This window comes from Actinoalloteichus hoggarensis (assembly GCF_002234535.1).
In the GTDB taxonomy this organism is placed as follows: Bacteria; Actinomycetota; Actinomycetes; order Mycobacteriales; family Pseudonocardiaceae; genus Actinoalloteichus_A; species Actinoalloteichus_A hoggarensis.
This window is the reverse complement of the sequence record NZ_CP022521.1, coordinates 5,968,774-5,992,264: the sequence shown is the minus strand read 5'-3', so window position 1 is coordinate 5,992,264 and position 23,491 is coordinate 5,968,774. Positions and strand designations below refer to the sequence as shown.

Annotated in this window: 21 protein-coding genes and 1 pseudogene; 10 read left to right on the top strand and 12 right to left on the bottom strand. The window is 70.4% G+C overall.

What is annotated here, in order from left to right:
* Positions 1-88: 88 nt before the first annotated feature.
* The 4 genes from AHOG_RS25505 to sdhC all read right to left on the bottom strand — a co-directional run bounded on the left by AHOG_RS25505 (position 89) and on the right by sdhC (position 3,685).
* The gene (locus AHOG_RS25505; protein WP_093943583.1) at positions 89-889 is read right to left on the bottom strand and encodes a succinate dehydrogenase iron-sulfur subunit; all 801 of its coding nucleotides are present in this window, start codon (positions 887-889) and stop codon (positions 89-91) included.
* Complete coding sequence (sdhA, locus tag AHOG_RS25500) at positions 889-2,670, bottom strand: succinate dehydrogenase flavoprotein subunit (RefSeq protein ID WP_093943582.1); 1,782 nt, start codon at positions 2,668-2,670, stop codon at positions 889-891. Before sdhA ends, AHOG_RS25505 begins: the two co-directional genes overlap by 1 nt.
* A gap of 153 nt (positions 2,671-2,823) precedes the next feature.
* Complete coding sequence (locus AHOG_RS25495; protein ID WP_093943581.1) at positions 2,824-3,246, bottom strand: succinate dehydrogenase/fumarate reductase transmembrane subunit; 423 nt, start codon at positions 3,244-3,246, stop codon at positions 2,824-2,826.
* Position 3,247: 1 nt separating this feature from the next.
* A complete protein-coding gene (sdhC, locus tag AHOG_RS25490) occupies positions 3,248-3,685 on the bottom strand; it encodes a succinate dehydrogenase, cytochrome b556 subunit (RefSeq protein ID WP_093943580.1) in 438 nt (145 codons plus the stop codon).
* A 410-nt stretch (positions 3,686-4,095) separates the two neighbouring features.
* Here sdhC and AHOG_RS25485 point away from each other — a divergent pair, with 410 nt between their 5' ends.
* From AHOG_RS25485 to AHOG_RS25460, 6 genes and pseudogenes are all read left to right on the top strand, one after another.
* Positions 4,096-5,253 (top strand): BMP family lipoprotein, encoded by a 1,158-nt coding sequence (locus tag AHOG_RS25485; RefSeq protein WP_093943579.1) that lies wholly within the window; start codon positions 4,096-4,098, stop codon positions 5,251-5,253.
* Between the two features lie 385 nt (positions 5,254-5,638).
* Positions 5,639-7,240, top strand: a complete 1,602-nt coding sequence (locus AHOG_RS25480) for an ABC transporter ATP-binding protein (protein ID WP_093943578.1) — start codon at positions 5,639-5,641, stop codon at positions 7,238-7,240.
* Positions 7,240-8,289 (top strand): annotated as a pseudogene (locus AHOG_RS25475) (ABC transporter permease); the annotation flags it as partial. The gene AHOG_RS25480 and the pseudogene AHOG_RS25475, both read left to right, overlap by 1 nt.
* Positions 8,290-8,576: 287 nt before the next feature.
* Positions 8,577-9,869 carry an ABC transporter permease gene (locus AHOG_RS25470; protein WP_093943577.1) on the top strand — a complete coding sequence of 431 codons (1,293 nt, stop codon included), beginning with the start codon at positions 8,577-8,579 and terminating at the stop codon, positions 9,867-9,869.
* A gap of 106 nt (positions 9,870-9,975) precedes the next feature.
* The gene (locus tag AHOG_RS25465; protein WP_245856442.1) at positions 9,976-10,389 is read left to right on the top strand and encodes a cytidine deaminase; all 414 of its coding nucleotides are present in this window, start codon (positions 9,976-9,978) and stop codon (positions 10,387-10,389) included.
* A gap of 180 nt (positions 10,390-10,569) precedes the next feature.
* Positions 10,570-11,880: a thymidine phosphorylase gene (locus tag AHOG_RS25460; protein ID WP_093943575.1), complete on the top strand. Its 1,311-nt coding sequence runs from the start codon at positions 10,570-10,572 to the stop codon at positions 11,878-11,880.
* A gap of 287 nt (positions 11,881-12,167) precedes the next feature.
* On the opposite strand, the gene AHOG_RS25455 is transcribed toward AHOG_RS25460, so the two are convergent.
* Positions 12,168-13,367, bottom strand: a complete 1,200-nt coding sequence (locus tag AHOG_RS25455; protein WP_245856441.1) for a coiled-coil domain-containing protein — start codon at positions 13,365-13,367, stop codon at positions 12,168-12,170.
* Between the two features lie 359 nt (positions 13,368-13,726).
* On the opposite strand from AHOG_RS25455, the gene AHOG_RS25450 reads away from it, so the two are divergent.
* Together AHOG_RS25450 and AHOG_RS25445 are read left to right on the top strand one after the other, a co-directional pair.
* On the top strand, positions 13,727-14,815 hold the full coding sequence (locus AHOG_RS25450; protein WP_093943574.1) for an adenosine deaminase: 1,089 nt from the start codon (positions 13,727-13,729) through the stop codon (positions 14,813-14,815).
* A gap of 142 nt (positions 14,816-14,957) precedes the next feature.
* The gene (locus AHOG_RS25445) at positions 14,958-15,647 is read left to right on the top strand and encodes a hypothetical protein (RefSeq protein ID WP_157737039.1); all 690 of its coding nucleotides are present in this window, start codon (positions 14,958-14,960) and stop codon (positions 15,645-15,647) included.
* A 60-nt stretch (positions 15,648-15,707) separates the two neighbouring features.
* Here the strand turns inward: AHOG_RS25445 and AHOG_RS25440 are convergent, their stop codons facing one another.
* Together AHOG_RS25440 and AHOG_RS25435 are read right to left on the bottom strand one after the other, a co-directional pair.
* The gene (locus tag AHOG_RS25440) at positions 15,708-16,262 is read right to left on the bottom strand and encodes a TetR/AcrR family transcriptional regulator (RefSeq protein ID WP_093943572.1); all 555 of its coding nucleotides are present in this window, start codon (positions 16,260-16,262) and stop codon (positions 15,708-15,710) included.
* A gap of 630 nt (positions 16,263-16,892) precedes the next feature.
* Complete coding sequence (locus AHOG_RS25435) at positions 16,893-18,176, bottom strand: primosomal protein (protein ID WP_093943571.1); 1,284 nt, start codon at positions 18,174-18,176, stop codon at positions 16,893-16,895.
* 197 nt (positions 18,177-18,373) lie between these two features.
* Here AHOG_RS25435 and AHOG_RS25430 point away from each other — a divergent pair, with 197 nt between their 5' ends.
* Positions 18,374-18,985 (top strand): SMI1/KNR4 family protein, encoded by a 612-nt coding sequence (locus AHOG_RS25430; RefSeq protein ID WP_157737038.1) that lies wholly within the window; start codon positions 18,374-18,376, stop codon positions 18,983-18,985.
* Between the two features lie 69 nt (positions 18,986-19,054).
* Here the strand turns inward: AHOG_RS25430 and AHOG_RS25425 are convergent, their stop codons facing one another.
* The 5 genes from AHOG_RS25425 to AHOG_RS25405 all read right to left on the bottom strand — a co-directional run bounded on the left by AHOG_RS25425 (position 19,055) and on the right by AHOG_RS25405 (position 22,762).
* Positions 19,055-19,798 (bottom strand): ABC transporter permease, encoded by a 744-nt coding sequence (locus AHOG_RS25425; protein WP_093943569.1) that lies wholly within the window; start codon positions 19,796-19,798, stop codon positions 19,055-19,057.
* Positions 19,795-20,718, bottom strand: a complete 924-nt coding sequence (locus AHOG_RS25420) for an ABC transporter ATP-binding protein (protein WP_093943568.1) — start codon at positions 20,716-20,718, stop codon at positions 19,795-19,797. Before AHOG_RS25420 ends, AHOG_RS25425 begins: the two co-directional genes overlap by 4 nt.
* A complete protein-coding gene (locus tag AHOG_RS25415) occupies positions 20,715-21,050 on the bottom strand; it encodes a transcriptional regulator (RefSeq protein WP_093943567.1) in 336 nt (111 codons plus the stop codon). Before AHOG_RS25415 ends, AHOG_RS25420 begins: the two co-directional genes overlap by 4 nt.
* Positions 21,047-21,760, bottom strand: a complete 714-nt coding sequence (locus tag AHOG_RS25410; RefSeq protein WP_157737037.1) for a hypothetical protein — start codon at positions 21,758-21,760, stop codon at positions 21,047-21,049. Before AHOG_RS25410 ends, AHOG_RS25415 begins: the two co-directional genes overlap by 4 nt.
* Before the next feature lie 351 nt (positions 21,761-22,111).
* Positions 22,112-22,762, bottom strand: a complete 651-nt coding sequence (locus AHOG_RS25405; RefSeq protein WP_093944807.1) for a TetR/AcrR family transcriptional regulator — start codon at positions 22,760-22,762, stop codon at positions 22,112-22,114.
* Positions 22,763-22,862: 100 nt separating this feature from the next.
* Here AHOG_RS25405 and AHOG_RS25400 point away from each other — a divergent pair, with 100 nt between their 5' ends.
* Positions 22,863-23,489: an FMN-dependent NADH-azoreductase gene (locus tag AHOG_RS25400; protein WP_093943565.1), complete on the top strand. Its 627-nt coding sequence runs from the start codon at positions 22,863-22,865 to the stop codon at positions 23,487-23,489.
* Positions 23,490-23,491 lie beyond the last annotated feature (2 nt).

Below are 23,491 nucleotides of genomic sequence, written 5' to 3'. Positions count from 1 at the left end.
TCAGGCCGCGCTAGTCGAGCGCACTCGGCCGGCCGTGCTCGGCCCGCCCCACTCGGGCTGGAGTCGGGGCGGACCGTCGAGCGACGGATCAGACCCGGCGGAACAGCAGCGCCCGCTTGACCTCTTGGATCGCCTTGGTCACCTGGATGCCGCGAGGGCAGGCGTCGGTGCAGTTGAACGTCGTGCGACACCGCCAGACGCCCTCGGCGTCGTTCAGGATGTCCAACCGGTCCTCGGCGGCCTCGTCCCGGCTGTCGAAGATGAAGCGGTGGGCGTTGACGATGGCCGCGGGGCCGAAGTAGGCGTCGTCCGTCCAGTACACCGGGCACGACGAGGTGCAGGCGGCGCACAGGATGCACTTGGTCGTGTCGTCGAACCGCGCGCGGTCGGCGACGGACTGCACTCGCTCCCTGGTCGGCTCGTTGCCGCTGGTGATCAGGTACGGCTTGATCGCCCGGAACGCCTCGAAGAACGGCTCCATGTCGACGATCAGGTCCTTCTCGACCTTCAGGCCCTTGATGGCCTCCACGGTGATCGTGGTCTTGCCCTTGGACGAGGCCAAGTCCTTGACCAGCACCTTGCAGGCGAGCCGGTTGACACCGTTGATCCGCATGGCGTCGGACCCGCAGATGCCGTGGGCGCAGGAACGTCGGAAGGCCAGCGTGCCGTCCTGGTACCACTTCACGTGGTGAAGCAGGTTCAACACCCGGTCGGTGGGCAGCGCCGGGACGTCGAAGGACTCCCAGCGCGGCTCGTCGTCCAGCTCCGGGTTGAAGCGCATGATCTTGACCGTGACGATGGTCGAGCCCTCCGGAGCAGGCGGCGGGGCGCCCGGATCCCGCTGCTCCGGCTCGGTGGCTTCCGGGGTGCTCGTGGTGGGGGCAGACATCAGTACTTGCGCTCCATCGGCTGGTAGCGGGTGAGGACGACCGGCTTGTAGTCGAGCCGGATCTCGGCGGTCAGCCCGTCGAGTACGGCGGTCTCGGCACCCTGATCCGTCGGCTGCCGGTAGGCCATCGTGTGCCGGAGGAAGTTGACGTCGTCGCGACTGGTGTAGTCCTCGCGAGCGTGCCCGCCCCTGGACTCCTTGCGGTTGATCGCGCCCACCACCAGCACCTCGGCCAGCTCCAGCAGGAAGCCCAGCTCGATGGCCTCCAGCAGGTCGGTGTTGAACCGCAGCCCGGCGTCCTGGATGGACACCCTGGCGTAGCGCTCCTTGAGCGCCTGGACGTCGTGCAACGCCTGCTTCAGCGTCTCCTCGGTCCGATACACCGAGGCGTTGGCGTCCATCGTCGCCTGCAGCTCGGTGCGGATGTTGGCGACCCGCTCCCGCCCGTCGGCGGCGTGCAGGCGTTCCACCATCGCCGCCACGGGCGCGGCGGGGTTCTCCGGCATCTCGACGAACTCGCGGCCCGCGACGTACTCGGCGGCGGCGATGCCCGCCCGACGGCCGAAGACGTTGATGTCGAGCAGGGAGTTGGTGCCGAGCCGGTTCGCGCCGTGGACCGAGACGCAGGCGCACTCGCCCGCGGCGTAGAGGCCGGGAACGACGTTCTCGGAGTCCCGCAGCACCTCGCCGGTGATGTTGGTCGGGATGCCGCCCATCGCGTAGTGCGCCGTCGGGTACACCGGCACCGGCTCGTCGACCGGGTCGATGCCCAGGTAGGTGCGCGCGAACTCGGTGATGTCCGGAAGCTTCGCCTCCAGGACGTCGGCGCCGAGGTGGGTGAGGTCGAGCAGCACGTAGTCCTTGTGGGGGCCCGCGCCGCGTCCCTCCCGGACCTCGGTCGACATCGCCCGAGACACCACGTCCCTGGCTGCGAGGTCCTTCATGGTGGGCGCGTAGCGCTCCATGAACCGCTCGCCGGAGTCGTTGCGCAGGATGCCGCCCTCGGCCCTGGCGCCCTCGGTGAGCAGGATGCCCAGTCCGGCGAGGCCGGTCGGGTGGAACTGGTAGAACTCCATGTCCTCCAGCGGCAGGCCCTTGCGGAAGACGATCGCCATGCCGTCGCCGGTGAGGGTGTGCGCGTTGGAGGTGGTCTTGAAGACCTTGCCGAAGCCGCCGGTGGCGAACACCACGGCCTTGGCCTGGAAGACGTGCAGTTCGCCGGTGGACAGCTCGTAGGCGATCGCCCCGGTGCAGACCGGGCCGTCCTCGGTCTCGGTCATGACGACGTCGAGGACGTAGAACTCGTTGTAGAACTCCACGCCGTGCTTGATGCAGTTCTGGTACAGCGTCTGAAGGATCATGTGACCGGTGCGGTCGGCGGCGTAGCAGGCGCGGCGGACCGCGGCCTCACCGTGGTTGCGGGTGTGCCCGCCGAACCGGCGCTGGTCGATCTTGCCGTCGGGCGTCCGGTTGAACGGCAGCCCCATCTTCTCCAGGTCGAGGACCGCGTCCACGGCCTCCTTGGCCATCACCTCGGCCGCGTCCTGGTCGACGAGGTAGTCGCCGCCCTTGATGGTGTCGTAGGTGTGCCACTCCCAGTTGTCCTCTTCGACGTTGGCCAGGGCGGCACACATGCCGCCCTGGGCCGCGCCGGTGTGGGACCGGGTCGGGTAGAGCTTGGTGAGCACCGCGGTACGGGTCCGCTGGCCAGACTCGATGGCAGCCCGCATCCCGGCGCCGCCTGCGCCGACGATGACCACGTCGTACTTGTGGAACTGCATGAGCGCTTCTCCATCATGTCGGGACCGACCCGGTGCGCCGGACCCTGTCGTTCGTCGAACCCCCGACTCGGGCTGTCACCGCCCTGGTGAGAACGCGGGTCTTGCGGTCAGGCCCGGGGCCGGACCTTCGGTGGGAGCAGGTCTCGGGTGGTGTCAGTTGCCGATGTTCGGGTCGAAGGTGAACAGCACGAACGTGCCGAGGCCGATGATCAGCACCATCGAGGCGGTCAGCAGCATCTTCAGCCAGAAGCGCGTCGCGTCCTTGCGTGCGTAGTCGTCGATCACGGTCCGCAGGCCGTTGGCGCCGTGGAGACCGGCCAGCCAGAGCATCGTCAGGTCCCAGAACTGCCAGAACGGCGAGGCCCATCGACCCGCGACGAATGCGAAGTTGATCCGCTGAACACCGTCGTCGAGGAACAGCATGATGGTGAGGTGGCCGAGCACGAGCACGATCAGCAGCAGGCCGGACAGCCGCATGAACAGCCAGCTGTAGAGCTCGAAGTTGCTGCGTCGCGCGGCGGGCCTGCGTGGCGAACGCGGCGAGGCGATCGTGGTCGGGGTTCCGGTCGCGGTCATGTCAGCTTCCCCCGAAGAGTTCTGCGATGCCCTTGCTGAGCAGGTAGTAGGAACCGGGGATCATGACGAGAAGCCAGATGCCGACGATGGTCCACAGCATGGGGCGCTGGTACTTGATCCCCTTGGCCCAGAAGTCGACGAGCATCACCCGGACGCCGTTGAGTGCGTGGTACAGGACCGCGCCGACCAGACCGAGTTCGAACAGGATCATGATCGGGCTCTTGTACGTCGCGATGACCTCGTCATACGCGTGCGGCGAGACTCGCACCAGAGCGGTGTCGAGCACGTGCACGAACAGGAAGAAGAAGACGAGCACGCCGGTGATGCGGTGGGCGACCCACGACCACATCCCGGGGTCGCCCCGATACAAGGTGCCCCCGAGTCGGGCCTTGCCGGCCCGGTCCGCGGCTCCCGCCTCAGCGGCGGTGGTGCTGGCCATGACGGACGGCCTCCAACATCTCTGGTGGACTCGGCTGGTCGCCGCTCGAACTCTGGCGGTGGTGACCACCGCCGAACCGACGCGCTGACGAAGCCTTGACATTTCGGATGCTAGACCGCCGGGAATGTCCGAGCACAGCCGGCGGTACCTGCTGTGATCGACCGAACAGGAACACCGAGCCCGCTCGGCGTGTCCGCCGCCCCGGCGAGTCGACGTCGTGGCGGTGCCCGGGAGCTACCACGGACCGTCGACGTCCGCCCGGCGTCGTCGTGAACTCGGCTCAACGATTCGGTTACGCGCGACACGACCGCTACCAACCCTGTCCGACCAGCGGGTACGGTTCGGCGTCTCACATCGTGGCGTCCATATCGTGGACAGCCCTTGACGTGCTTCGGGGAAGGAGCTCGACCATGCGCCGACCGCGTGGTGCCGCAATCGCGGCCATCGCCCTCACAGGCGCGCTGGCGCTCGCAGGTTGTGCGAGGGACAGCAGCTCAGGAGGCGGGGACGGCGGCGGCGACTCCGCCGCAGGTGCAGGCGGCTGTGAGCTGGCCGAGGCCCCGGTGGCCGACGCCGCCGTGGAGCCGAGCGAGGTCCCGATCGAGGACGTCGACGCCAGCGACCTGCGGGTCGGCCTCGCCTACGACATCGGCGGCCGAGGCGACGCCTCGTTCAACGACGCCGCGGCGGCGGGCCTGGACCGCGCCGTCGAGGAGCTGGGCGTCTCGCCGGACAACATCCGTGAGCTGACCGCGGGCGCGAACGAGTCCGAGGACGCCAAGCAGACCCGGCTGCGGCAGCTGGCCGAGGACGGGTTCGACCCGATCATCGGCGTCGGCTTCGCCTACGCGGAGTCCTTCAACGTCGTCGCCGCCGAGTTCCCGGACGTCGAGTTCGCGCTGGTCGACGCGCCTGCCGACCCGGAGAACGTCACGGCGCTGCTCTTCGCGGAGCACGAGGGCTCGTTCCTGGCGGGCGTCGCGGCCGCCTACGAGTCGGAGAACTGCCACGTCGGCTTCGTCGGCGGCGTGGAGAACCCGCTGATCCAGAAGTTCGAGGCGGGCTTCCTCGCGGGCGCCCAGGCGGCCGCGCCGGACATCACCATCGAGAACACCTACCTGACCTCCGGCAGCGACATCACCGGATTCCAGGACGCGGCGCGGGGCAACGAGGCCGCGCTGGGTCAGATCGAGGCCGGTGCCGACGTGATCTACCACGCCTCCGGCGCCTCCGGCCAGGGTGTCTTCGAGGCGGCCTTCTCGCAGGACGTCAAGGCGATCGGCGTCGACTCCGACCAGTACAACCAGGAGATCGTCGGCGAGGCCCACGAGGTCATCGTCACCTCGATGCTCAAGCGCGTCGACGTCGCGGTCTTCGACTTCCTGGCGGCCGTCGCGCAGGACGACCTCTCGGTCATGCCCGCCAACTTCGACCTCAGCGTCGACGGCGTGGGCTACTCCACCTCGGGCGATCTGCTCGACGCCGAGACCATCGAGGCCCTGGAGGGCTACCGGAGCGAGATCATCTCCGGTGCGATCGAGGTACCGGACACGCCCACGGGCAACTGAGTCGGGCGGACTCTCTCGGCGGGCGGCACGTACTCGGTGCCGCCCGCCGACCCGTAGGCCGGCCCGAGGATCGGCGGCGGCATCGCCCGCCGGATCCGGCCGGCGGCCGGCTCGGCAGGCAGTACCGGGGCCGAGTCCCTAGGCGTCCACCGGTGCCGGGCCCCCGCAGAGATCAACTCGCGAACACCATCGAGTGCTGTCGGACGCCGCCGAGCCGACTTGCGGCCAGGCAGGCAGCCGGCCTCGATCGTGGAGGAACTACCGTGGCCCGCCGTGCGGCCCACGGCGCGCACCACCCGGCGGCGCCGGGGCCCGAGAGGGCACCCCAGGATTCATTCGCACCATCTCGGCAGGTCGACGTGACAACCACTGAGAGAAGAGATCGATGACGAGTTCCGGGCAGGCGCCCGAGGCCGCCGACGGGCGGGCGCCCAGCGCCGTGGTGCTCTCCGGGATCACCAAGAGGTTCCCCGGGGTGGTGGCCAACTCGGATGTCGAGCTGGTCGTCGAGCAGGGCGAGGTGCACGCGCTCTGCGGTGAGAACGGCGCGGGCAAGTCCACGCTGATGAAGATCCTCTACGGCATGCAGCAGCCGGACGAGGGCACCATCGAGATCAACGGCGAGCAGGTCAGGTTCAAGTCGCCCTCCGACGCGATCGCGGCGGGCATCGGCATGGTCCACCAGCACTTCATGCTCGCCGACAACCTGACCGTGCTGGAGAACGTGGTCCTCGGCGCGGAGGGACTGCACGGCATCGGCCGGAAGGCCAGGGCGCGGATCAACGAGCTGGCGGGCCAGACCGGTCTGCACGTCGACCTGTCGCTGCCGGTCGAGCTGCTGGGCGTCGCCGATCGGCAGCGGGTGGAGATCCTCAAGGTCCTCTATCGAGGTGCGCGGATCGTCATCCTGGACGAGCCGACGGCGGTCCTCGTGCCGCAGGAGGTCGACGAGCTCTTCGCGACGCTGCGCGGGATGCAGCGCCAAGGCTTCACGTTCCTCTTCATCTCCCACAAGCTCGACGAGGTCAGGGCCATCGCCGACACCGTCACGGTGATCCGGCGCGGCACCACCGTCGGGCGGGCCGACCCGAAGACCATCAGCTCGCGGCAGCTCGCCGAGCTGATGGTCGGCAGTCAGCTGCCCAGCCCCGAGAGCCGCGAGTCCACCGTCACGGACCGCGAGGTGCTCCGCGTCGTCGGCCTGAACCTGCGCGACGAGCGCAGCGATCGAATGCTGCTCGCCGACCTCGACCTGACGGTGCGTGCGGGCGAGGTCCTCGGCATCGCGGGCGTCGAGGGCAACGGACAGGTCGAGCTGGTCGAGACGCTGATGGGCGTCCGCAAGGCGACGTCGGGGCAGGTCCTGCTCGGCGAGCGCGACCTCACTGGCGAGGACACCCTGACCCGGCGTGCGGCGGGCATCGGCTACGTCCCGGAGGACCGCACCCGGCATGGCCTGCTGCTCGGTGAGCCGCTGTGGGCCAACCGCATCCTCGGGCATCAGACCCGGCGGCCGGTCACGCGCGGCCCGTGGCTGGACATCGACGGCGCCAGGAAGGACACGGAGCGCATCGTCGGCCAGTTCGACGTCCGCACGCCGAACATCGACGTCGCCGTGGCGGCGCTCTCCGGGGGCAATCAGCAGAAGCTCGTCGTCGGCCGCGAACTGTCCGGCGACCCGGTGCTGCTGATCGCCTCGCACCCGACCCGGGGCGTCGACGTCGGAGCGCAGGCCGGCATCTGGGAGCACATCAAGCAGGCCCGCGGCCAGGGGCTCGCGGTGCTGTTGATCTCGGCCGACCTGGATGAGCTGATCGGCCTGTCCGACACGATCAAGGTCATGCTGCGCGGCAGGCTTGTCGCCGACGCCGACCCGAGGGACGTCACGCCGGAGGACCTGGGCGCCGCGATGACCGGGGCGGGCACCGAGAGCGGGCAGGACGACGGCCGGACGGCGGCCGAGGACGACGAGGACAGGGAACGGTGATGGGCTCGTTTCGTGCCAGGCTGCTGCCGCCCGCACTGGCCATCGGCTTCGCCGTGGTGCTGTGCGGCCTGACGCTGCTGATCTCGGGCAGCAATCCGTTCCAGGCGCTGGGCGTCATGATCGGCCAGGTCGGCCAGGGGTCGACGGCGGTGGACATCGTCAACACGGCGGCGTCCTACTACTTCGTCGCGCTGGCCGCCGCCATCGGCTTCCAGATGAACCTGCTCAACATCGGCATCGAGGGCCAGTACCGCCTCGCCGCCTGTGTCGCCGCCATCGTCGGCGGCTCCATCGTCCTGCCGCCCGGCCTGCACTCGATCGTCGTCATCGTGGTCGCCGCGCTGGTCGGCGCCGCGTGGGTGGGAATCGCGGCCGTCCTCAAGGTCTACCGGGGCGTGTCCGAGGTCATCTCGACGATCATGCTCAACGCGATCTCGCTGGGCGTCATCGCCTACCTCATCCGCAGCGACATGTTCGGCGAGCTGCGCGGCAACAACATCGGCACCGCGCACATCCCCGAATCCGGGCAGATCCCCGGCATCTCCTTCGGCAGCTCCGGCACCGTCTTCGGACTGGTCTTCCTGGCCGCCGCGCTCGGCGTCGGCTACTGGTTCCTGATGAACCGCACCCGGTTCGGCTTCGAGCTGCGGGCCTCCGGGATGTCGCCGACGGCCGCGACGGCAGGCGGCGTGAACGCCAAGAAGATGATCCTGATGGCGATGCTCATCTCGGGCGCCGTCGCGGGGCTGGCCGGCCTGCCCGAACTGCTCGGCCGGGACCACACCTTCACCCTGAACTTCCCGGCGGGCTACGGCTTCACCGGCCTGGCCGTCGCGCTCCTCGGCCGCAATCATCCCGTCGGCATCGCCTTCGGCGCACTGCTGTGGGCGTTCCTGGACAAGAGCGCCCTGGCCTTGGACAACGTCGGCGTCCCGCGCGAGATCGTCACGATCATGCAGGGCGCGATCGTCCTGTCCGTCGTGGTGGCCTACGAGCTGGTCCGACGGCGCGAGCTGCGCGCCCAGCAACGGCAGGTCGGCCGCCAGACCGGGCGGATCGACGACGCCGGTGAGTCGGCGGAGGCCGTGCCCGCCGCCGCGCAGGCAGCCGCGTCGCGGGAGACGTCGAAGGGCGTCACCGGCGGAGTCGGGCCCGCGTCGGCCGCCGGCGAACCCGGTGCGGCGACGGGAGACGATCCCCCGCGTCCCGACACGCCGGACGGGCCGCGTTCCGCGACTCACGATGACCCGTCGCGTCCCGCGACTCACGATGACCCGTCGCGTCCCGCGACCGACGGTGACCCGTCGCGTCCCTCGACCGATGACGGAGGTGCCTCATGACCACGAGCGTCTCACCACTGTCGGGCGACGCGAATCCCTCGGCAGGACCGCTGGGCAGGCCGGGGCCCACCCGAGGACGGCGGGTGCCCGCCTGGGCCTCGGCGGCGCTGTGGGTGGCGGCGATCATCGTCGTGCTCTCCACCACCTCGTATCTGACGGGGCTGACCCAGCTCACCGCGTCGGGGACCATCGAGTCCACCGTGCGGCTCGCGCTGCCGATCCTGCTCGCCGCCCTCGGCGGCCTCTGGGCCGAACGAGCTGGCGTGATCAACATCGGCCTTGAGGGCATGATGGTGCTGGGCACCTGGGGTGCGGCCTGGGCGGGCTTCCACTGGGGCCCGTGGGCGGGTCTGGTCGCCGCGGCGGTCTTCGGCGCCCTCGGCGGCGCGCTGCACGCCCTGGCCACCGTGACCTTCGGCGTCAACCACATCGTCTCCGGTGTGGCGATCAACCTGCTGGGCCTCGGCGTCACCAAGTACCTCTCGACGCTCATCTTCGCCCCCATCTCGAACAATCCGAGGGCCTCGCCGCCGGTCGACAAGTTCGAGACCTATTCGGCGCAGCCGCTGTCGGACTGGCTCGGCGAGTTGGAGGCGATGGACCGCGTCTTCCTGTCCGACGTGGCAGGCATCCTGCGCGGCCTGGTCACCGGGGTGTCGCCGCTGGTCATGTTGGGCGTGCTGCTCGTTCCGGTGAGCTATCTGGTGCTGTGGCGCAGCCGGTTCGGGCTGCGGCTGCGGTCCTGTGGGGAGAACCCGGTCGCGGCCGAGTCCCTCGGAGTGAACGTCTACCTGTACAAGTACTCGGCCATGTTGATGTCCGGCGCGCTGGCGGGCATCGGCGGCGCCGCCCTGGTGCTCAACCCCGGCCAGCCCGGCTACGCGGAGAACCAGGTCAACGGTCGCGGCTTCATCGGTCTGGCCGCCATGATCTTCGGCAACTGGCGGCCCACCGGCCTGCTCGGCGGCTCCGCGCTCTTCGGCTACGCCGACGGACTGCGACTGCGGCAGGGCGAGATCACCGTGCACGCGCTGCTCTACGGCGCGGCACTGCTGATCATCGGCATCGCCGTCGTGCAGCTGCTGCGACGTCGGTGGATCGTCGCGGCGGCCTCGATGATCGGGGCGGGCGTCCTCTACGCCCTGTACTGGTCGACCGAGGAGCTGCCCAGGGAACTGCTGGCCTACGCGCCGCATCTGGTGACGCTGTTGGTCCTCGCCTTCGCCGCGCAGAAACTCAGACCACCGGCGGCGAACGGGGTGACCTACCGAAGAGGCGAGGGCGACTGACCGGGTCCTGACCGATCCGGCGGCCCTTTCCGGACCACCGGCCGTTCGTCCAGCACCCCCGCCGTGACGGACCGACCGCGTCGACGTGATGAGGAGAGCAACGAGAGTGGACACGCGGATCGATCCCGCCGCGATCGACTGGGCGGCCCTGCGCGCTGCCGCCGTCACGGCCGCAGGCCTCGCCTACTGCCCGTACTCCGGACTACAGGTCGGGGTGGCCGCCTACTGCGACGACGGCCGGATGATCACCGGCTGCAACGTCGAGAACGCCTCCTACGGGTTGGGGCTCTGCGCCGAGTGCACCATGGTGGGTCAGCTGCGGCTCACCGGCGGCGGCCGGTTGACGGCGGTGGCCTGCCGCGGTGGAAGCGGCGAGCTGCTGATGCCGTGCGGCCGGTGCAGGCAGCTGTTGTACGAGTTCGGCGGCCCGGACTGCCTGGTGGACACCCCGAGCGGGCTGCTGCCGATGAGCCGCGTCCTGCCGGACGCATTCGGTCCGGCGGACCTGCCCGGCCGCTGACGACGACGCCCGCCGTCGTCGCTCGCGGCGCGGCGGACCTGCCCTGCCGCCGGAACGCGGACGGCGGCAGGGCGGCGGCGACCCGGCCCGAGCGCCGGCCGTCCTCTGGTGCACCCTCGGCACAGTCCGTCCGATCCGCCACCAGCCCCGCCTCGTCGCGGGAACCGAAGGGGACACACGATGACCGGCAGACATGACGCCGTCGACGTCATCCGCACCAAGCGGGACGGCGGCAGACTCTCCGACAGCCAGATCGACTGGGTGATCGACGCCTACACCAGGGGCGTCGTCGCGGACGAGCAGATGTCGGCCCTGGCGATGGCGATCCTGCTCAACGGGATGGACGGCGCGGAGACGGCCCGTTGGACACGGGCGATGGTGAACTCCGGTGAACGCCTCGACCTCACCGGAGTGGAGCGGCCCACCGTCGACAAGCACTCGACGGGAGGCGTCGGCGACAAGATCACGCTGCCGCTGGCGCCGCTGGTGGCGACGTGCGGCGCCGCCGTCCCGCAGCTCTCCGGCCGCGGTCTCGGGCACACCGGCGGCACGCTGGACAAGCTGGAGTCGATTCCCGGCTGGCGGGCGGCCTTGTCGCCGGCCGAGATCCGCGCCCAGCTCAACAGCGTCGGCGCGGTGATCTGCGCGCCCACGGACGGCCTCGCGCCCGCCGACCGGAAGCTCTACGCGCTGCGCGACGTCACCGGCACCGTGGAATCCGTGCCGCTGATCGCGGGCTCCATCATGGGCAAGAAGATCGCCGAGGGTGTCGACGCGCTCGTGCTCGACGTGAAGTCGGGCTCCGGGGCGTTCATGAAGACCGAGTCGGCCGCCCGCGAGCTGGCGAGGGCGCTGGTGGAGATCGGCGATCAGCACGGGCTGCGGACGACCGCGCTGCTCACGGACATGAGCACGCCGCTGGGCCGCACGGTCGGCAACGCCGTCGAGGTCGCCGAGTCCGTCGAGGTGCTGCGCGGCGGCGGCCCCGCCGACGTGGTGACGTTGACCGTGGAGCTGGCCAGGGAGATGCTGCGGCTGGTCGGCGTCGACGTCGAGGGCGCCGCCGACCCTGCCGAGGTGCTCGCGTCGGGGCGTGCCTACGAGACGTGGTGCCGGATGATCCGAAGCCAGGGCGGCGATCCCGACGCACCGCTGCCGACGGCGGCGCACCGGCAGGAGGTCGTGTCCGAGACGGCGGGGACCGTGCTGCGGATGGACGCCTATCAGGTCGGTGTCGCGGCCTGGCGGCTCGGCGCGGGTCGCGCCCGCAAGGAGGACGCGGTGTCGCCGGGCGCGGGCGTGCGCCTGCTCGCCGTCCCCGGTGAGACCGTCGCGGCGGGCCAGCCGCTGTTCGAGCTGTACACCGACGATCTCGATCTGCTGCCCGGGGCGCGTTCGGCCCTCGCCGTCGCCGTCGAGGTCGGGGAGCCGGTGGCGCCGACGACGACGCCCGCCCTGGTCACCGACGTGATCCGCGGGTCGACGGGCTGATCGGCGCGGTCCCGTGCCCGGTCGAGAGCAGCAGAGGCGGGAACAGTCGTCGAAGCGCAGGGCGTCGGCGTTGTCGACCGCGTTCGTCATCGGCGGTCGCCGACCTGCTCCCGGATCCGCGGCCTTCGGGACCGTGGTGGAGCGGCCGCCTAGCGCGGGACGGCTGGGCCTCGCCCCAGCCCATCCCGCGTAAGCCCGCCGACGCACACGACGAGGCGGGCCGAGGATCGCTCCTCGGCCCGCCTCGGGTGTCGTCCTGATCGGTCTCCTCGCCCGCTGCGCGGGACTCAGGCGCTCTCGATGGCGTTGTCCAGGTCGTCGTCCTTGTCGGCGTCCCTGTTCTTGCCCGGCTTGCCCCGGCCCGCCCTGCGCTGCTGACGCGGCAGGGGAGTGGGCGCGGGCGGCGCGCTGGGTGCCCCGCCGCCGAGGATCAGTTCCGCGAAGGTCGCCATCGCCTCGTCGAGCTGGCCCGCGTTGCGGCGCTCCGAGTCCTCGTTGGCGCTGCGCACCATGGTGTTCAGGGCCTCGGCGTTCGGCCGCTCGGCGAGGGTGCCGTCGATACGGTTGAGGTGCTCCTCCACCGCCTGGTTGACCTCGGCGATCCGGGTGACCACGTCCTGGTCGACCTCGCGCAGCCTGCTCTCGACGGCCTGGTCGAGCTCGCCGATCCGGTTGGTCAGGCCGGCGTCGACCTGGTCGACGCGGCCGGTGACGTCCCGGAGGCGGGCGGTGATCTGCTCCAGCCGCTCCGCGAGGGCGTCGAGCTTCTCGGTCGGATCGACCGCGGGCCTGCTCATCAGGTCGTCGAGCTTGGCGTGGACCGACGCCCTGGTGTCGTCGATGCGGCCCTGCACCGCGTCCCGGCTGCTCTCCACGCTGCTGCGCAGGCCCTCCGTGGCCTCGATCACCGAACGCGCGAGGGAGTCCTTGGTGCCGTCGAGGTGTTCGTGCACTCCCTCGTCCACCTCGTCGATGCGGGAGCGCAGCGACAGTTCGAGGACGTCCATCCGCTCGCGGACCGGGCCGTGCACCGAGGCGGGCAGCGCCTCGATTCGGCCGTCCTGGCGCTCCAGGTGTTGACCGAGCTCCTCAAGTCGCTTGTGGACGCCCGCCAGCCGGTCCTCCATGCCCTCCATCCGGCCCGAGACGCCGTCGATGCGTCCGTCGAGCTGGGTGTACGGCTTGGAGAGCTTGTCGACCAGTCCGTCGACGGCCTGGAGGAGGCCGGCGATCGCGGTGTCCTGGGACTCCAGTCTCGCGAGCGTCTCGTCGAGGCGCTCGGCCAGGACGCTGACCTCGGTGCGGTCGGGCAGCTCGGAGATGCGCTTGCGCACCGAGCCGAGCGACTCCAGCGGGGAGAGCCTCGCGTGAATCTCGTCCAACGCGTCGAAGACTTGCTGCTGTTCGCTGTCGCGGATCTCCGCGGCACGCGTGAGCATGCTGCGCATTCGATCGAACGACAACGCAGCGTGGTTGTTCTCGTTCACGGCGGGGGTGACCTTCGTCGAGGGGATGGGGCGACCATGCCGAGCCTAGCCAGTTCGGGCGAGGCGCGAAACCACCCCCCGCGTCAGCGTGATTACCAGGCGTGCGGTGGGTGGCGCGGCTCCAGACGGACCGGAGACGTCGGCGATCTTCGATTATCGAACGAGTGTAGGAATTGCTCCCCCGACTGATGTACCCACTCACCCCGGACCGTGATCACTCCGTCGGCAGCATGCTGACCGGTAGAGGGAGATCGTCCAGCCTGTGGAGTGAGATCCTCTCGACAGGCTTGATCATATCGCCGTCCATGGGCATCGGCGGCGTAGCCGACCACACTCGGCGTGGCGATAAGTTAGCCCCCATGTCGACCCCGGTGACCTTGGAAGCGATTCGGCGCGCGCCGAAGGTGTTGTTGCACGACCATCTCGACGGCGGGCTCCGGCCTCGCACCGTGATCGAGCTCGCCGAGGAGCTCGGCTACGCGGGCCTGCCGAGCACCGAGGAGGACGCCCTCGGGGTGTGGTTCCGCGAAGCGGCGGACTCGGGTTCGCTGGAGCGTTATCTGGAGACCTTCGCGCACACCGTCGGGGTCATGCAGACGAAGGAGGCGCTGGCCAGGGTGGCCGCCGAATGCGTGGTGGACCTCGCCGCGGACGGCATCGTCTACGCCGAGGTGCGGTACGCGCCGGAGCAGTTCCAGCAGCGTGGTCTGAGCCTCGACGACGTCGTCCACGCCGTCACGGAGGGATTCGAACGCGGGACGGCCGAGGCGGCGTCGGCGGGTCGTCGCATCCGCGTCGGCACGCTGTTGTGTGCGATGCGACAGAACGCCCGTTCCCTGGAGATCGCGGAGCTGGCCGTGCGGCATCGCGACGCGGGCGTCGTCGGCTTCGACATCGCGGGGCCGGAGGCAGGCTTCCCGCCCAGCCGCAACCTCGACGCCTTCGAGTACCTGCGGCAGAGCAACGCGCACTTCACGATTCACGCCGGCGAGGCCTTCGGGCTGCCCTCGATCTGGGAGGCGGTCCAGCACTGCGGTGCGGAGCGGCTCGGCCACGGCGTGCGGATCGCCGACGACATCACGGTGTCCGACGACGGGACCGCGACCCTGGGCAGGCTCGCCGCCTATGTCCGCGATCGTCGCATCCCGCTGGAGATGTGCCCCTCCTCCAATCTCCAGACCGGCGCCGCCGAGTCGATCGAGTCGCACCCCTTCGGTCTGCTGGCGGAGCTGAACTTCCGCGTCACGGTGAACACGGACAACCGGTTGATGAGCCACTGCTCGGTGTCGGGCGAGTTCGAGAAGCTGGCCGCGGCCTTCGACTACGGCTGGGACGACCTGCGGCGGTTCACGCTGAACGCGATGAAGTCCGCGTTCATCGGATACGACGAGCGGCTCGCGCTGATCGACGACCTGATCAAGCCGGGTTACGCCGCGCTGCTCGACTGACCCCCGCCGCGGACTCCGACCCGGTCCGTCACCCCTTCGGGGGTGATGTGCCGAAGAATGTACGGATTCGGGGCGCCCGCTGCTCTTCCTCGTGACGCGGCGAACCCGTCGCGTCACGGGAAGGAAGCGAAGGGACACCGAGATGAGTTCGCTGCATGCGTCCACGAGGGGGCGGCTCCGAGCGGCGGCCGTGGTCATCGCGCTGGCGGCGCTCGTCGCGCTCTGGCCGGGAGCGGGGCAGGCGGCCGCAGGCGCGACGGGGCCGCGGGAACGATCGATCGTGGTCGCCGAGCCGACGCAGCCCACGCGGCGGCACGAATCGGCGCCGTATCACCGGGCGAGAGCGGAGGCCGTTGCCATGGACACGTGTCAGGTCGGAGACGTCTCCTCCGACATCCGGGATGCGAGGGTGGACCAGGAGACCGGCGAGGGGCGGGCGGTGCTCGTCATCTCGGCGCGGTGGGCCGCCGTCCGCTGCCTCGTCGGCGCCCGGCCGGACCGGGTGGCCTTCGTCGACGCCGACGGAGCGGCGCTGCGCACCAGCGTGACGCTCCTCGATGCGGCGGGCGGCGTGGCGGGCGTCGACCACGAACCGCCGGGCGTCGTCGCCGACGCCGAGCCGGTCATTCTGGACGTCGAGCACCCGCTGGCCGTCGATCTGCGCTGGTACGGGCTGGACATCGGCTCGGCACAGGGCAGTCCCGCCGTCCGCCCCGCCTTCCTCCACGTGTGGCTGCCCGGCCTCGCGGGGCCGGTGGGCGGTCGATGGGAGCACGGGCCGGTCTACAACACGGGCGTCATCGAGCTGGGTCCGGTCCGGCCGACGGGGTAGGCGACCCGCGGCGGGCTGCCGTCGGTCACCCGGGTCCGTGCGTCGACCTCGGACGGCCGCTCAGTGCCAGATGCCGTCGAGGGCGATCCGGATCAGGCGGCGGGCCGTGGTCGGATCGTCCTCGGTGGCCAGTGACACGGCGGTGGCCAGGGACAACAGGTCGTCGGTGGAGATCTCGGGGCGGATGACGGCCGCCGCGAGCGCGCGGTCCACCAGCGCCGCCATCGACTCGCGCACGACGTCGTGGCAGCTGTCGCCGTTCGTCGGGGCGGCTGTCCCCGTGTCCAGCGCGGCGGCCAGGCCGCGGGTCGCCGAGGCGGACGACGTCAGCTCCTCCAACCAGGTCACGAGTCCCGTTCGGGGATCGCCGCAGGCCAGTTCGGCCGCTCGACGGCGCAGGCGTTCGACGACGTCCTGAAAGACCTCTTCGAGCAACGCGCGGCGGGAGGCGAAGTGTCGATGCAGGGTCGCGGAGCCCACGCCCGCTTCCCGGGCGACCTTCTCCAGGGAGACCTGTTCTCCGTCGCGGGCGATGAGCGTGGCGGCCACCGCGAGAAGACGATCATGGTTGCGCCGCCAGTCCGAACGCTGCGGTCTGGCCTCGTCGTCCGGCACGGACAGGACCTTTCCTCTAGGCAAGCGGAGGGTCGCTCCGAATTGTAGCCCCGGGCCGCCCTCGCCTGGGCTGTTCCGGCGCCGAGTTCGATGCGGCGGCCGTCCGCCCGGGGTCTTGCCCGGCCGCACGGGACCGGCGTTCGCGTGCCGCTGTCGCTCGTCGGACGGTGCGGCGCGGAGTCGCTCCCGCGAATCTCGTGCGGCTTCGAGGGGAGGCACAGGAGCAGCGGAGGCGGCGGCGTCGCTGGTTCGGGGAGGGGGAGCTCCCGGTGACGAACGACCAGACCCGAGCGACGTCGACCCGCGGTCGACCGCGATCCCGCCCGGTCGGCCTGGACGAGGCCTTGGGCGTGCCGAAGGGGGTTGCGAGAACGTCGACGTGCCTGGACAACCCGACGAGTGAGCGCCGGCGGGTCCGGAAGTGCCGATGGAGGTGGGGACGCCGACGGGACAGAGGGACCGACGAAGCCGGGGACATCGGCGGGTCCGGGCGTGCCGGCGGGATCGGGAACACCGGCGGGACAGAGAACGCCGACGGAGGTGGAGCAGGCCGACGCGGTCGCCGAAACGCCGACGGGGCAGCCGGCCCGGTCGGCCCACTGCCCCGTCGACGGCGGTGCGTGCCGTCGTCTAGTCGCGGCTCTTCTTGTCCAGGCGCTTCTCGAAGTCGGTCAGCAGAGCGCTCCAGCTCTTCTGCTCCTCGTCGTACGGCGCGCTGGGCGCCATCCGGGTCGGATCGGGACGCAGTACGAACGAGACCAGCCAGCCCAGGCTCTCCGAGGACTGGAGGGCGTCGTGGACGCTGTCGTCCTCCGCCCAGTCGGCCGCGTCGGTGAGCAGTTCGACGGCGAGTTCGAGCTGGTTGGGGTCGATGCCTTCCGGGCCCTTGGCCAGGTCCTCGGCGATACCGATCAGGTGGTAGGTGTTGTCGGTCTCGACCTCGACCTCGAGTTCACCCGCCGTCGCCCGGTCCAGCACCTCGGTCCAGGTCGACACCTCGGCCAGCTCGTTGCGCTCGGCCTCGCCGTCGTCCTCGCCCGCCTCGTGGCGCTCGGCGGCGGCGACGAGGAACGCGGTCAGATCGGCCAGGCTGTCGTAGACGTCGATGCGGCCGTCGGCGCCGAGGAACACCGGGTCGTCGTCCAGGTAGCAGCGCAGCGTGTAGTAGTCGCCGCTCTCCATGACGAGGCGGATCGGGTCGATGCCGACCTCGCGCCAGAAGCCGGGCTCCTCGTCCTCGTCCTCGTCGTCGGAGTCTTCTGAGCCGGCCGTCTTGGCGGCCGCCGTGCCGGGCTCCGAGTCCTCGTCGTCCTCGCCGGGCTCGGGAAGCTCCGCGGCGGCGGCGGCCACCGCGGCCTCGGAGACGTCCGGCACGGTCATCACGTCGTCGACGGCGTCCAGGACGTCGTCCCAGCGCTCGGCCACGACGGTGGACATCTCGGTCCACAGGCGTCCGCCGTCTCGGCCGCTGAAGGGAAGCGTGCCCTGGTCCAGCATCGCGAAGCCGGTGGCCGAGTCCAGCACCTCCCGTACCACGTCGAGGTCGCAGACGTCGGCGAGCGCCCGGAGGATCGCGACGATGTCGGACAGCTCACCGACGGTCCAGGTGTCCGGCTCCTCCGCGAGCAGTTCCGGCACGCCGACCAGGTCGAACTGGTGATCGGTGTCCGGGATCAGCTCAGGGGCGGCGAGTTCGGGGACCAGCGACCACGCCGGGTGGTCGATCAGGTCGTGCTCGCGTGCGGTGCGGATGAACGCCACCAGGTGTGCCACGTCGGGGAATCCGTAGAGGTCGTCCTCATGCCCGAGGAACGCCTCCCACTCCTCGCCGTCCTCCCGCCACCGAGGGGCCCAGAGGGTGACCACGTCGCCCTCGGTCAGCCCCAGTTCGATCGGGACGATGTCCTGCGCCATCGTTAGTACCTCCGGTGCCGCTCGCCCAGGGCGTGGCACGCCCGGCCGGGATGATCTGCCACGGCGCAGCCTACGGGCTGACCGGTCCGGTGGGATCACCGGTCAGCATCGGATTACCCCTACCGCCACGCCGACAAGCCTTGATCATCGGTCCGTTGGCGGTACCGCCGAACGGCGTGAGTCGACATCGTGATGCCATGGAAGTCCTCACACAGTGGAACCGGATTCTTCAGTGGTCGGCGCGGTATGCGCCGGGCACGCACGCACAGCTCGCCGACGGCGCGTCCGGCGCCGACATCGACGCGGCGGAACGCGAGTTCGGCTTCGAGGTCAATCCGGAGCTGCGTTCCTGGTGGTCGGTGTGCGGCGGCACCAGGGAACTGCGGTTCGCCGAGGTGTTCCCGCCGTTCTACACGCCCTGCGGTCCTGCGGAGTCGGCGCGATCGTGGCTGGTCAGCAAGCAGGTCTGGCGGGAGAGCTGGGAGCAGCCGGACGCGGGACGGCTCGCGGGCTCGCGGGCCCACGGCTACCACCCGAGGTTCGTGCCCATCGCCTTCGACGGGATGGGCGATCACCTGGTGGTGGACCTGCGGCCGGGTCCGCTGCGGGGCGCGGTGGCGGAGTGGGATCACGAGCTGTGTCACGTCGAGGAGCCTCGCTGGCCGAGTCTGGCCGCGTTGTTCGCCGACGTCGCGGAGGCATTGGAGACGGGGTCGGTGATCGACCACAGCCGGGCCTGGGTGGATCCGGACGGTCAGATCGACTGGCAGATCGGCAACTGGACCGAGACGGGGAGCGCGGGACGATGAGCCCCGCCCGCGATCCGCGCCCGTGGGCGGGACGGATCGACGAGGCGGGGCTGACGGTGACCCGTGTCCTCAGCGGTAGCGCCGACCTTCGTCGCGCCGGAAGGCGAAGGCCGCGAAGCAGGCCAGCAGCACGGTCCAGGCCAGCAGCACGGCCGGCATCATCATCGACAGCGGCGTGCCGGTCAGCACGGAGATCACCACTTCGCGACCCGCTCGGGTCGGCAGCGCCTGCGAGAAGGCGTCGAGCCAGCCCGGGAACAGTTCCGGGGGGACGAACAGTCCGCCCGCGAACGCCAGGGGGAACACGAGGAGCTGCACGACGACGTAGACCGCCTTCGAGGACAGCAGATAACCGATGCCGAGCCCCAGCAGCAGGAACGGCACGCCGATGGCGAGCAGCGCGAGCACGGCCAGCAGGATGCGTGCCGCCGACGCGGTGGCGCTGGTGAAGACGGCCGCCGTCGCGATCACCGGGATGAGCCCGAGCAGCGCGAAGAACAGGCCGTTGAGTACACGGCCGCCCAGTCGGGGTCCCGCGCCTGCGGGCAGGGTGCGCAGGTAGCCGTCCCACGGCCTGCCGCGTTCTTCCGCGACCTGGGCGCCGAAGGTGTAGAGGCAGACGTTGACGATGGAGAAGAGCGCGAGCTGTCCCGCCGCGTTCGTCGAGGCCACCGGATCGCCGGAGACCGCCTCCATCGGCACCACGAAGAAGAACATCATCAGCGACGGGAAGACGAGGAATCCGACGACGGCGATCGGGACCCTGGCGTTCTCCAGGACCTGGTATCGGGCGTGCAGCAGCGTCTGTCTCATCGGGCGTCTCCGGCCGGGGTCGGGTGTCTCCGCGTCGAGCCGGGCCGGCTGGTCAGCGCGACGAAGGCCTCCTGGAGGGAGGCGGTGGTGATCTGCAGGTCCTCGAAGGGCGCGCCGGAGAGCACGAGGTCGCGCACCAGCTGGTCGGGGTCCTGGGTGTACAGCCGTCCCCGGCCGTCGGTCTGTTCGCCGCGCAGCACGCCGGGCAGCGCGGTGACGGCGTCGAAGTCTGACGTGCGCAGGTCGACTCGGGTGGTCGGAACCTGGGCGCGGATGGCCTGCAGGGTGTCGTCGGCGAGCACCCGGCCCCGGTCGATGACGACGACCCGCTCGGCCAGCGCCTCGACCTCCTCCAGGTAGTGGCTGGTGAGCACCAGCGTTCCGCCGGTGGCGTGGTAGTGCCGCAGCGCCTCCCACAGCGCGTGTCGGGCCTCGACGTCCAACCCGGTGGTCGGCTCGTCGAGCACGACCAGTCGTGGCCTGCCGACGAAGGCCAGCGCCACGGTCAGTTTGCGCTGCTGTCCGCCGGACAGCGCTCCGGTCTGCTTCGTCGCCGAGTCGGCGAGTCCGAACTGGTCCAGCAGCTCGCCGGTCGGGCGCGGATCGGCGAAGTGGCCTGCCACGAAGTCGACGACCTCCCGCACGCGCAGCGTCTCCGGCAGCCCGGTCTGCTGGGGCGTGGTGCCGAGGCCTGTTCGGTTGGCGGGCCTCCTCGGGTCGCCGCCGAGGAGTTCGACGCGGCCGGAGGTCGGCTTCCGCACACCCGTGAGCAGGCTGATCAGAGTGGTCTTGCCCGCCCCGTTGGGGCCGAGCAGTCCGACGAGCTGCCCGGCGGGGATGTCCAGGTCGACGGAGTCCAGGGCGATCACGTCGCCGTAGCGCTTGGAGGCGTTCACCGCCCTGGCGAGATGTTCGGTCATGGTCTCGTTCCTTCGGGATCGGATGCGTCCTCGGGGCCGACGGCGGGTTCGAGCAGTGAGCGCAGGGTGCTCACGTACTCCTCGAACGCGCTGCGGCCGCGCGTGGTCAAGGTGAGGTAGGTGGCCGATCCCCGCTTCACGCTGGTGATGTATTCGCTGGTCTCCAGCTTGCGAAGGTGGGTGATCAGGTTGCCGGGTGTCATGTCGAGCAGCTTCTGCAACCGGGTGAAGGCGATCTGATCGCCCGCGCTGAGAGAGGCGAGGGTGCTCACGACTCGGAGTCGTGCCTGGGCGTGGATGACCGGGTCCAGCTCGCCTGCCCGCGGGGTCATGCCGGGCCGCCCGCCTGCCGAGCCGCCCGGTCCGCGCGTCGTTCGGCCCGGAGCTGGAACACACCGAACACGATGAGCCCGCCGCCGCCCGCCAGCGACATCACCAGGTAGTGATGCGGGATGCCCGCGAAGGCGCTGGCGGCGGTGCTCACGACGATCCACAGTCCCAGGCCGTACTGCCAGATGTCGGAGAACACCGCGCCGCCGGAGAGAAGCAGCATCCCGGCCATCAGCCCCGGTGCGGCCGACCACAGGAGATCGGCCGCACCGGGGCTCACCCCCAGCGGCATGACGGCGGCGAGGACGGCCGCGATCCCGACCATTCCGACCATCCAGGAGATCCCGTACATCGCGGCGGACTGCTGCGAGGCGCCGCGCAGCCCCCGACTGCTGCGCGCCACCACGAACCAGGTGCAGACGCTCGCCAGGCCGAGCAGCACGAAGTAGATCGACAGTGCCGGGCCCTGCCCGATCGGCAGCAGTGGTTCGGGCCGGATGGTCAGAAACAGCACGGCGTAGCCGAGAAGCCAGGCGGCCCCGAAGCTCAGCGGTATCACGGTGAATCCGCTGAAGAGCTGGTTCTCGGTGCGGCGCTGCTGCTGCCGGATGAGTGCCAGCATCGCGGCCGGGTCCGTGCCCTCGGCGGGTTCGGCGTGCCGTCGTGTCGTGTCGTCCTGCATCAGATCCACCGCCGTCCACCTACTTTGCATCACAAAGTCACCGTCCCCGCACTTTGTATCGCAAAGTCGAGGTCGAGGCAAGCCGGGGGTGGTCGGGCGGGGTCCGGACGCGAGGAGGCGCTCGGTCTCGGAACGGGCGGCAGGCCGTGCCGGGTGGGCCCCGCCTCCGTCGCGGACCCTCGAAGGGCGCGATCCGCTCAGATCGACGCCGGGGTTTCGACCGGCCCGCCGCGGTGGGCGAAGTGCTTGACGATCACCGCGGACGTGGACGTGGAGCAGGGGATCTCGCCGTGTCTCGCCTACGAGTATGGCCGACCGTGCTCGATCCCCCCGGGGTCTGGGCGGTGATCGCTCAGGCGGCCGGGCTGTCTCGGCGCAGGTTCACCGTCGGGGCCGTGGTGAAGAGCGATCGCCCCGGGTCAGAGACTGGGCAAGGGCGGCGAGGCCGTGGGCGATGTCGTGGCGATCGCGCTCCTGATCTTCGGACCAGTGGCGGACCTGCTCCGCCGACAACGCCGCCAACAGCACGTCCGCGCGCAGCTCTGGATCGGGAGCGCCCGCGTCCTCGAGCAGGATGCGGCAGTGCGAGAACCAGAGCGCGTAGGCGCCGGTGCGGAACCGCGCGCCCGAGGCGTTGGTCTCCGACATCTCCAGCAGGTCGATGTTGTCCAGTACCAGGTGGAGGTAGGCCTCGGCGAATGCGGCCAGGCGCTCGGCGGGGTCTGCTCCCGGCCCCAGTGGCGGCGGGCCGGAAAGCATCCGTTCTTGAAATTCGCGCTCGCGTTCGTCCAGCAAGGCGTTGGCCAGTCCGCCCTTGTCGCCGAACCGGCGATACAGGGTGCCCTTGCCCAGTCCTGCCTCGGCCGCGATGTCGTCCATCGTGACCCCGGCGACGCCTCGGGCGGCGAACAGCAGGCTCGCGGCCTCCAATGCCCGCGCACGGTTTCGCACCGCATCGGCCCGTTCGGTCGGCTGTCCGGGGGTGGTGATCGTCACCGGGACGGGGTCGGACCTCGATGGACGCCGTGCCATGGTCACACCCTCCTAGAAAAGCGGACTCAAGTCCGCTAGGTTGAAACGGACTTGAGTCCGATTTTGTCAGGCGCTTCAGTCGCTCGTGGAAGGACACGCTATGGCCGACCTGCTGCACATCTCCGCCTCCCCCCGTGGCGGGGCATCACGATCCCTCGCGCTGGCCTCGGGCTTCACCGAGGCGTACCAGGACGCGCACCCCGACGCTCACGTCCTGCGATGGGACCTCTGGGACGGCAGCCTGCCGGAGTTCGGACCGGCTGCGGCGCACGCGAAGATGGCGAACCTCGCAGGAGATCCGCTCACCCCCGACCAGGAGTCCGCCTACCAGAAGGTGAGAGACGCGTTCGCTCGATTCGACGCGGTGGACCGGTACCTGTTCAGCGTGCCGATGTGGAACGGGACCGTGCCCTACATCCTCAAGCAGTTCATCGACGTCGTCTCCCAGCCGGGGCTGGTCTTCGAGTTCGATCCCGAGACCGGCTACACCGGCCTGCTCACCGGTAAGAAAGCCGTCGTCCTCTACACCAGCGCGGTGTGGGCGCCCGGCAGGCCGCCTGCGTTCGGTTCGGACTTCCAACAGCCCTACGTCGAGAACTGGCTGCGCTGGGCGGGAGTCAGTGAACTCGCCTCGATTCGTCTGCCCGCCGCCGCCGGCACGGACGATCCGGACGTCCTGCTGCGCCGAGCGCACGCCGAACTCGCCGCCGCCGCCGTCGCGCTGTGATC

What these genes read in the sequence shown, in the direction of transcription:
- sdhC (WP_093943580.1), bottom strand. Translation starts at nt 3,685, where the DNA reads ATGGCCAGCACCACCGCCGCTGAGGCGGGAGCCGCGGACCGGGCCGGC.
- AHOG_RS25405 (WP_093944807.1), bottom strand. Translation starts at nt 22,762, where the DNA reads ATGGCACGGCGTCCATCGAGGTCCGACCCCGTCCCGGTGACGATCACC.
- AHOG_RS25495 (WP_093943581.1), bottom strand. Translation starts at nt 3,246, where the DNA reads ATGACCGCGACCGGAACCCCGACCACGATCGCCTCGCCGCGTTCGCCA.
- AHOG_RS25480 (WP_093943578.1), top strand. Translation starts at nt 5,639, where the DNA reads ATGACGAGTTCCGGGCAGGCGCCCGAGGCCGCCGACGGGCGGGCGCCC.
- AHOG_RS25430 (WP_157737038.1), top strand. Translation starts at nt 18,374, where the DNA reads ATGGAAGTCCTCACACAGTGGAACCGGATTCTTCAGTGGTCGGCGCGG.
- AHOG_RS25445 (WP_157737039.1), top strand. Translation starts at nt 14,958, where the DNA reads ATGAGTTCGCTGCATGCGTCCACGAGGGGGCGGCTCCGAGCGGCGGCC.
- AHOG_RS25450 (WP_093943574.1), top strand. Translation starts at nt 13,727, where the DNA reads ATGTCGACCCCGGTGACCTTGGAAGCGATTCGGCGCGCGCCGAAGGTG.
- AHOG_RS25460 (WP_093943575.1), top strand. Translation starts at nt 10,570, where the DNA reads ATGACCGGCAGACATGACGCCGTCGACGTCATCCGCACCAAGCGGGAC.
- AHOG_RS25420 (WP_093943568.1), bottom strand. Translation starts at nt 20,718, where the DNA reads ATGACCGAACATCTCGCCAGGGCGGTGAACGCCTCCAAGCGCTACGGC.
- AHOG_RS25485 (WP_093943579.1), top strand. Translation starts at nt 4,096, where the DNA reads ATGCGCCGACCGCGTGGTGCCGCAATCGCGGCCATCGCCCTCACAGGC.
- AHOG_RS25410 (WP_157737037.1), bottom strand. Translation starts at nt 21,760, where the DNA reads ATGCAAAGTAGGTGGACGGCGGTGGATCTGATGCAGGACGACACGACA.
- AHOG_RS25470 (WP_093943577.1), top strand. Translation starts at nt 8,577, where the DNA reads ATGACCACGAGCGTCTCACCACTGTCGGGCGACGCGAATCCCTCGGCA.
- AHOG_RS25425 (WP_093943569.1), bottom strand. Translation starts at nt 19,798, where the DNA reads ATGAGACAGACGCTGCTGCACGCCCGATACCAGGTCCTGGAGAACGCC.
- AHOG_RS25415 (WP_093943567.1), bottom strand. Translation starts at nt 21,050, where the DNA reads ATGACCCCGCGGGCAGGCGAGCTGGACCCGGTCATCCACGCCCAGGCA.
- AHOG_RS25400 (WP_093943565.1), top strand. Translation starts at nt 22,863, where the DNA reads ATGGCCGACCTGCTGCACATCTCCGCCTCCCCCCGTGGCGGGGCATCA.
- AHOG_RS25435 (WP_093943571.1), bottom strand. Translation starts at nt 18,176, where the DNA reads ATGGCGCAGGACATCGTCCCGATCGAACTGGGGCTGACCGAGGGCGAC.
- AHOG_RS25505 (WP_093943583.1), bottom strand. Translation starts at nt 889, where the DNA reads ATGTCTGCCCCCACCACGAGCACCCCGGAAGCCACCGAGCCGGAGCAG.
- sdhA (WP_093943582.1), bottom strand. Translation starts at nt 2,670, where the DNA reads ATGCAGTTCCACAAGTACGACGTGGTCATCGTCGGCGCAGGCGGCGCC.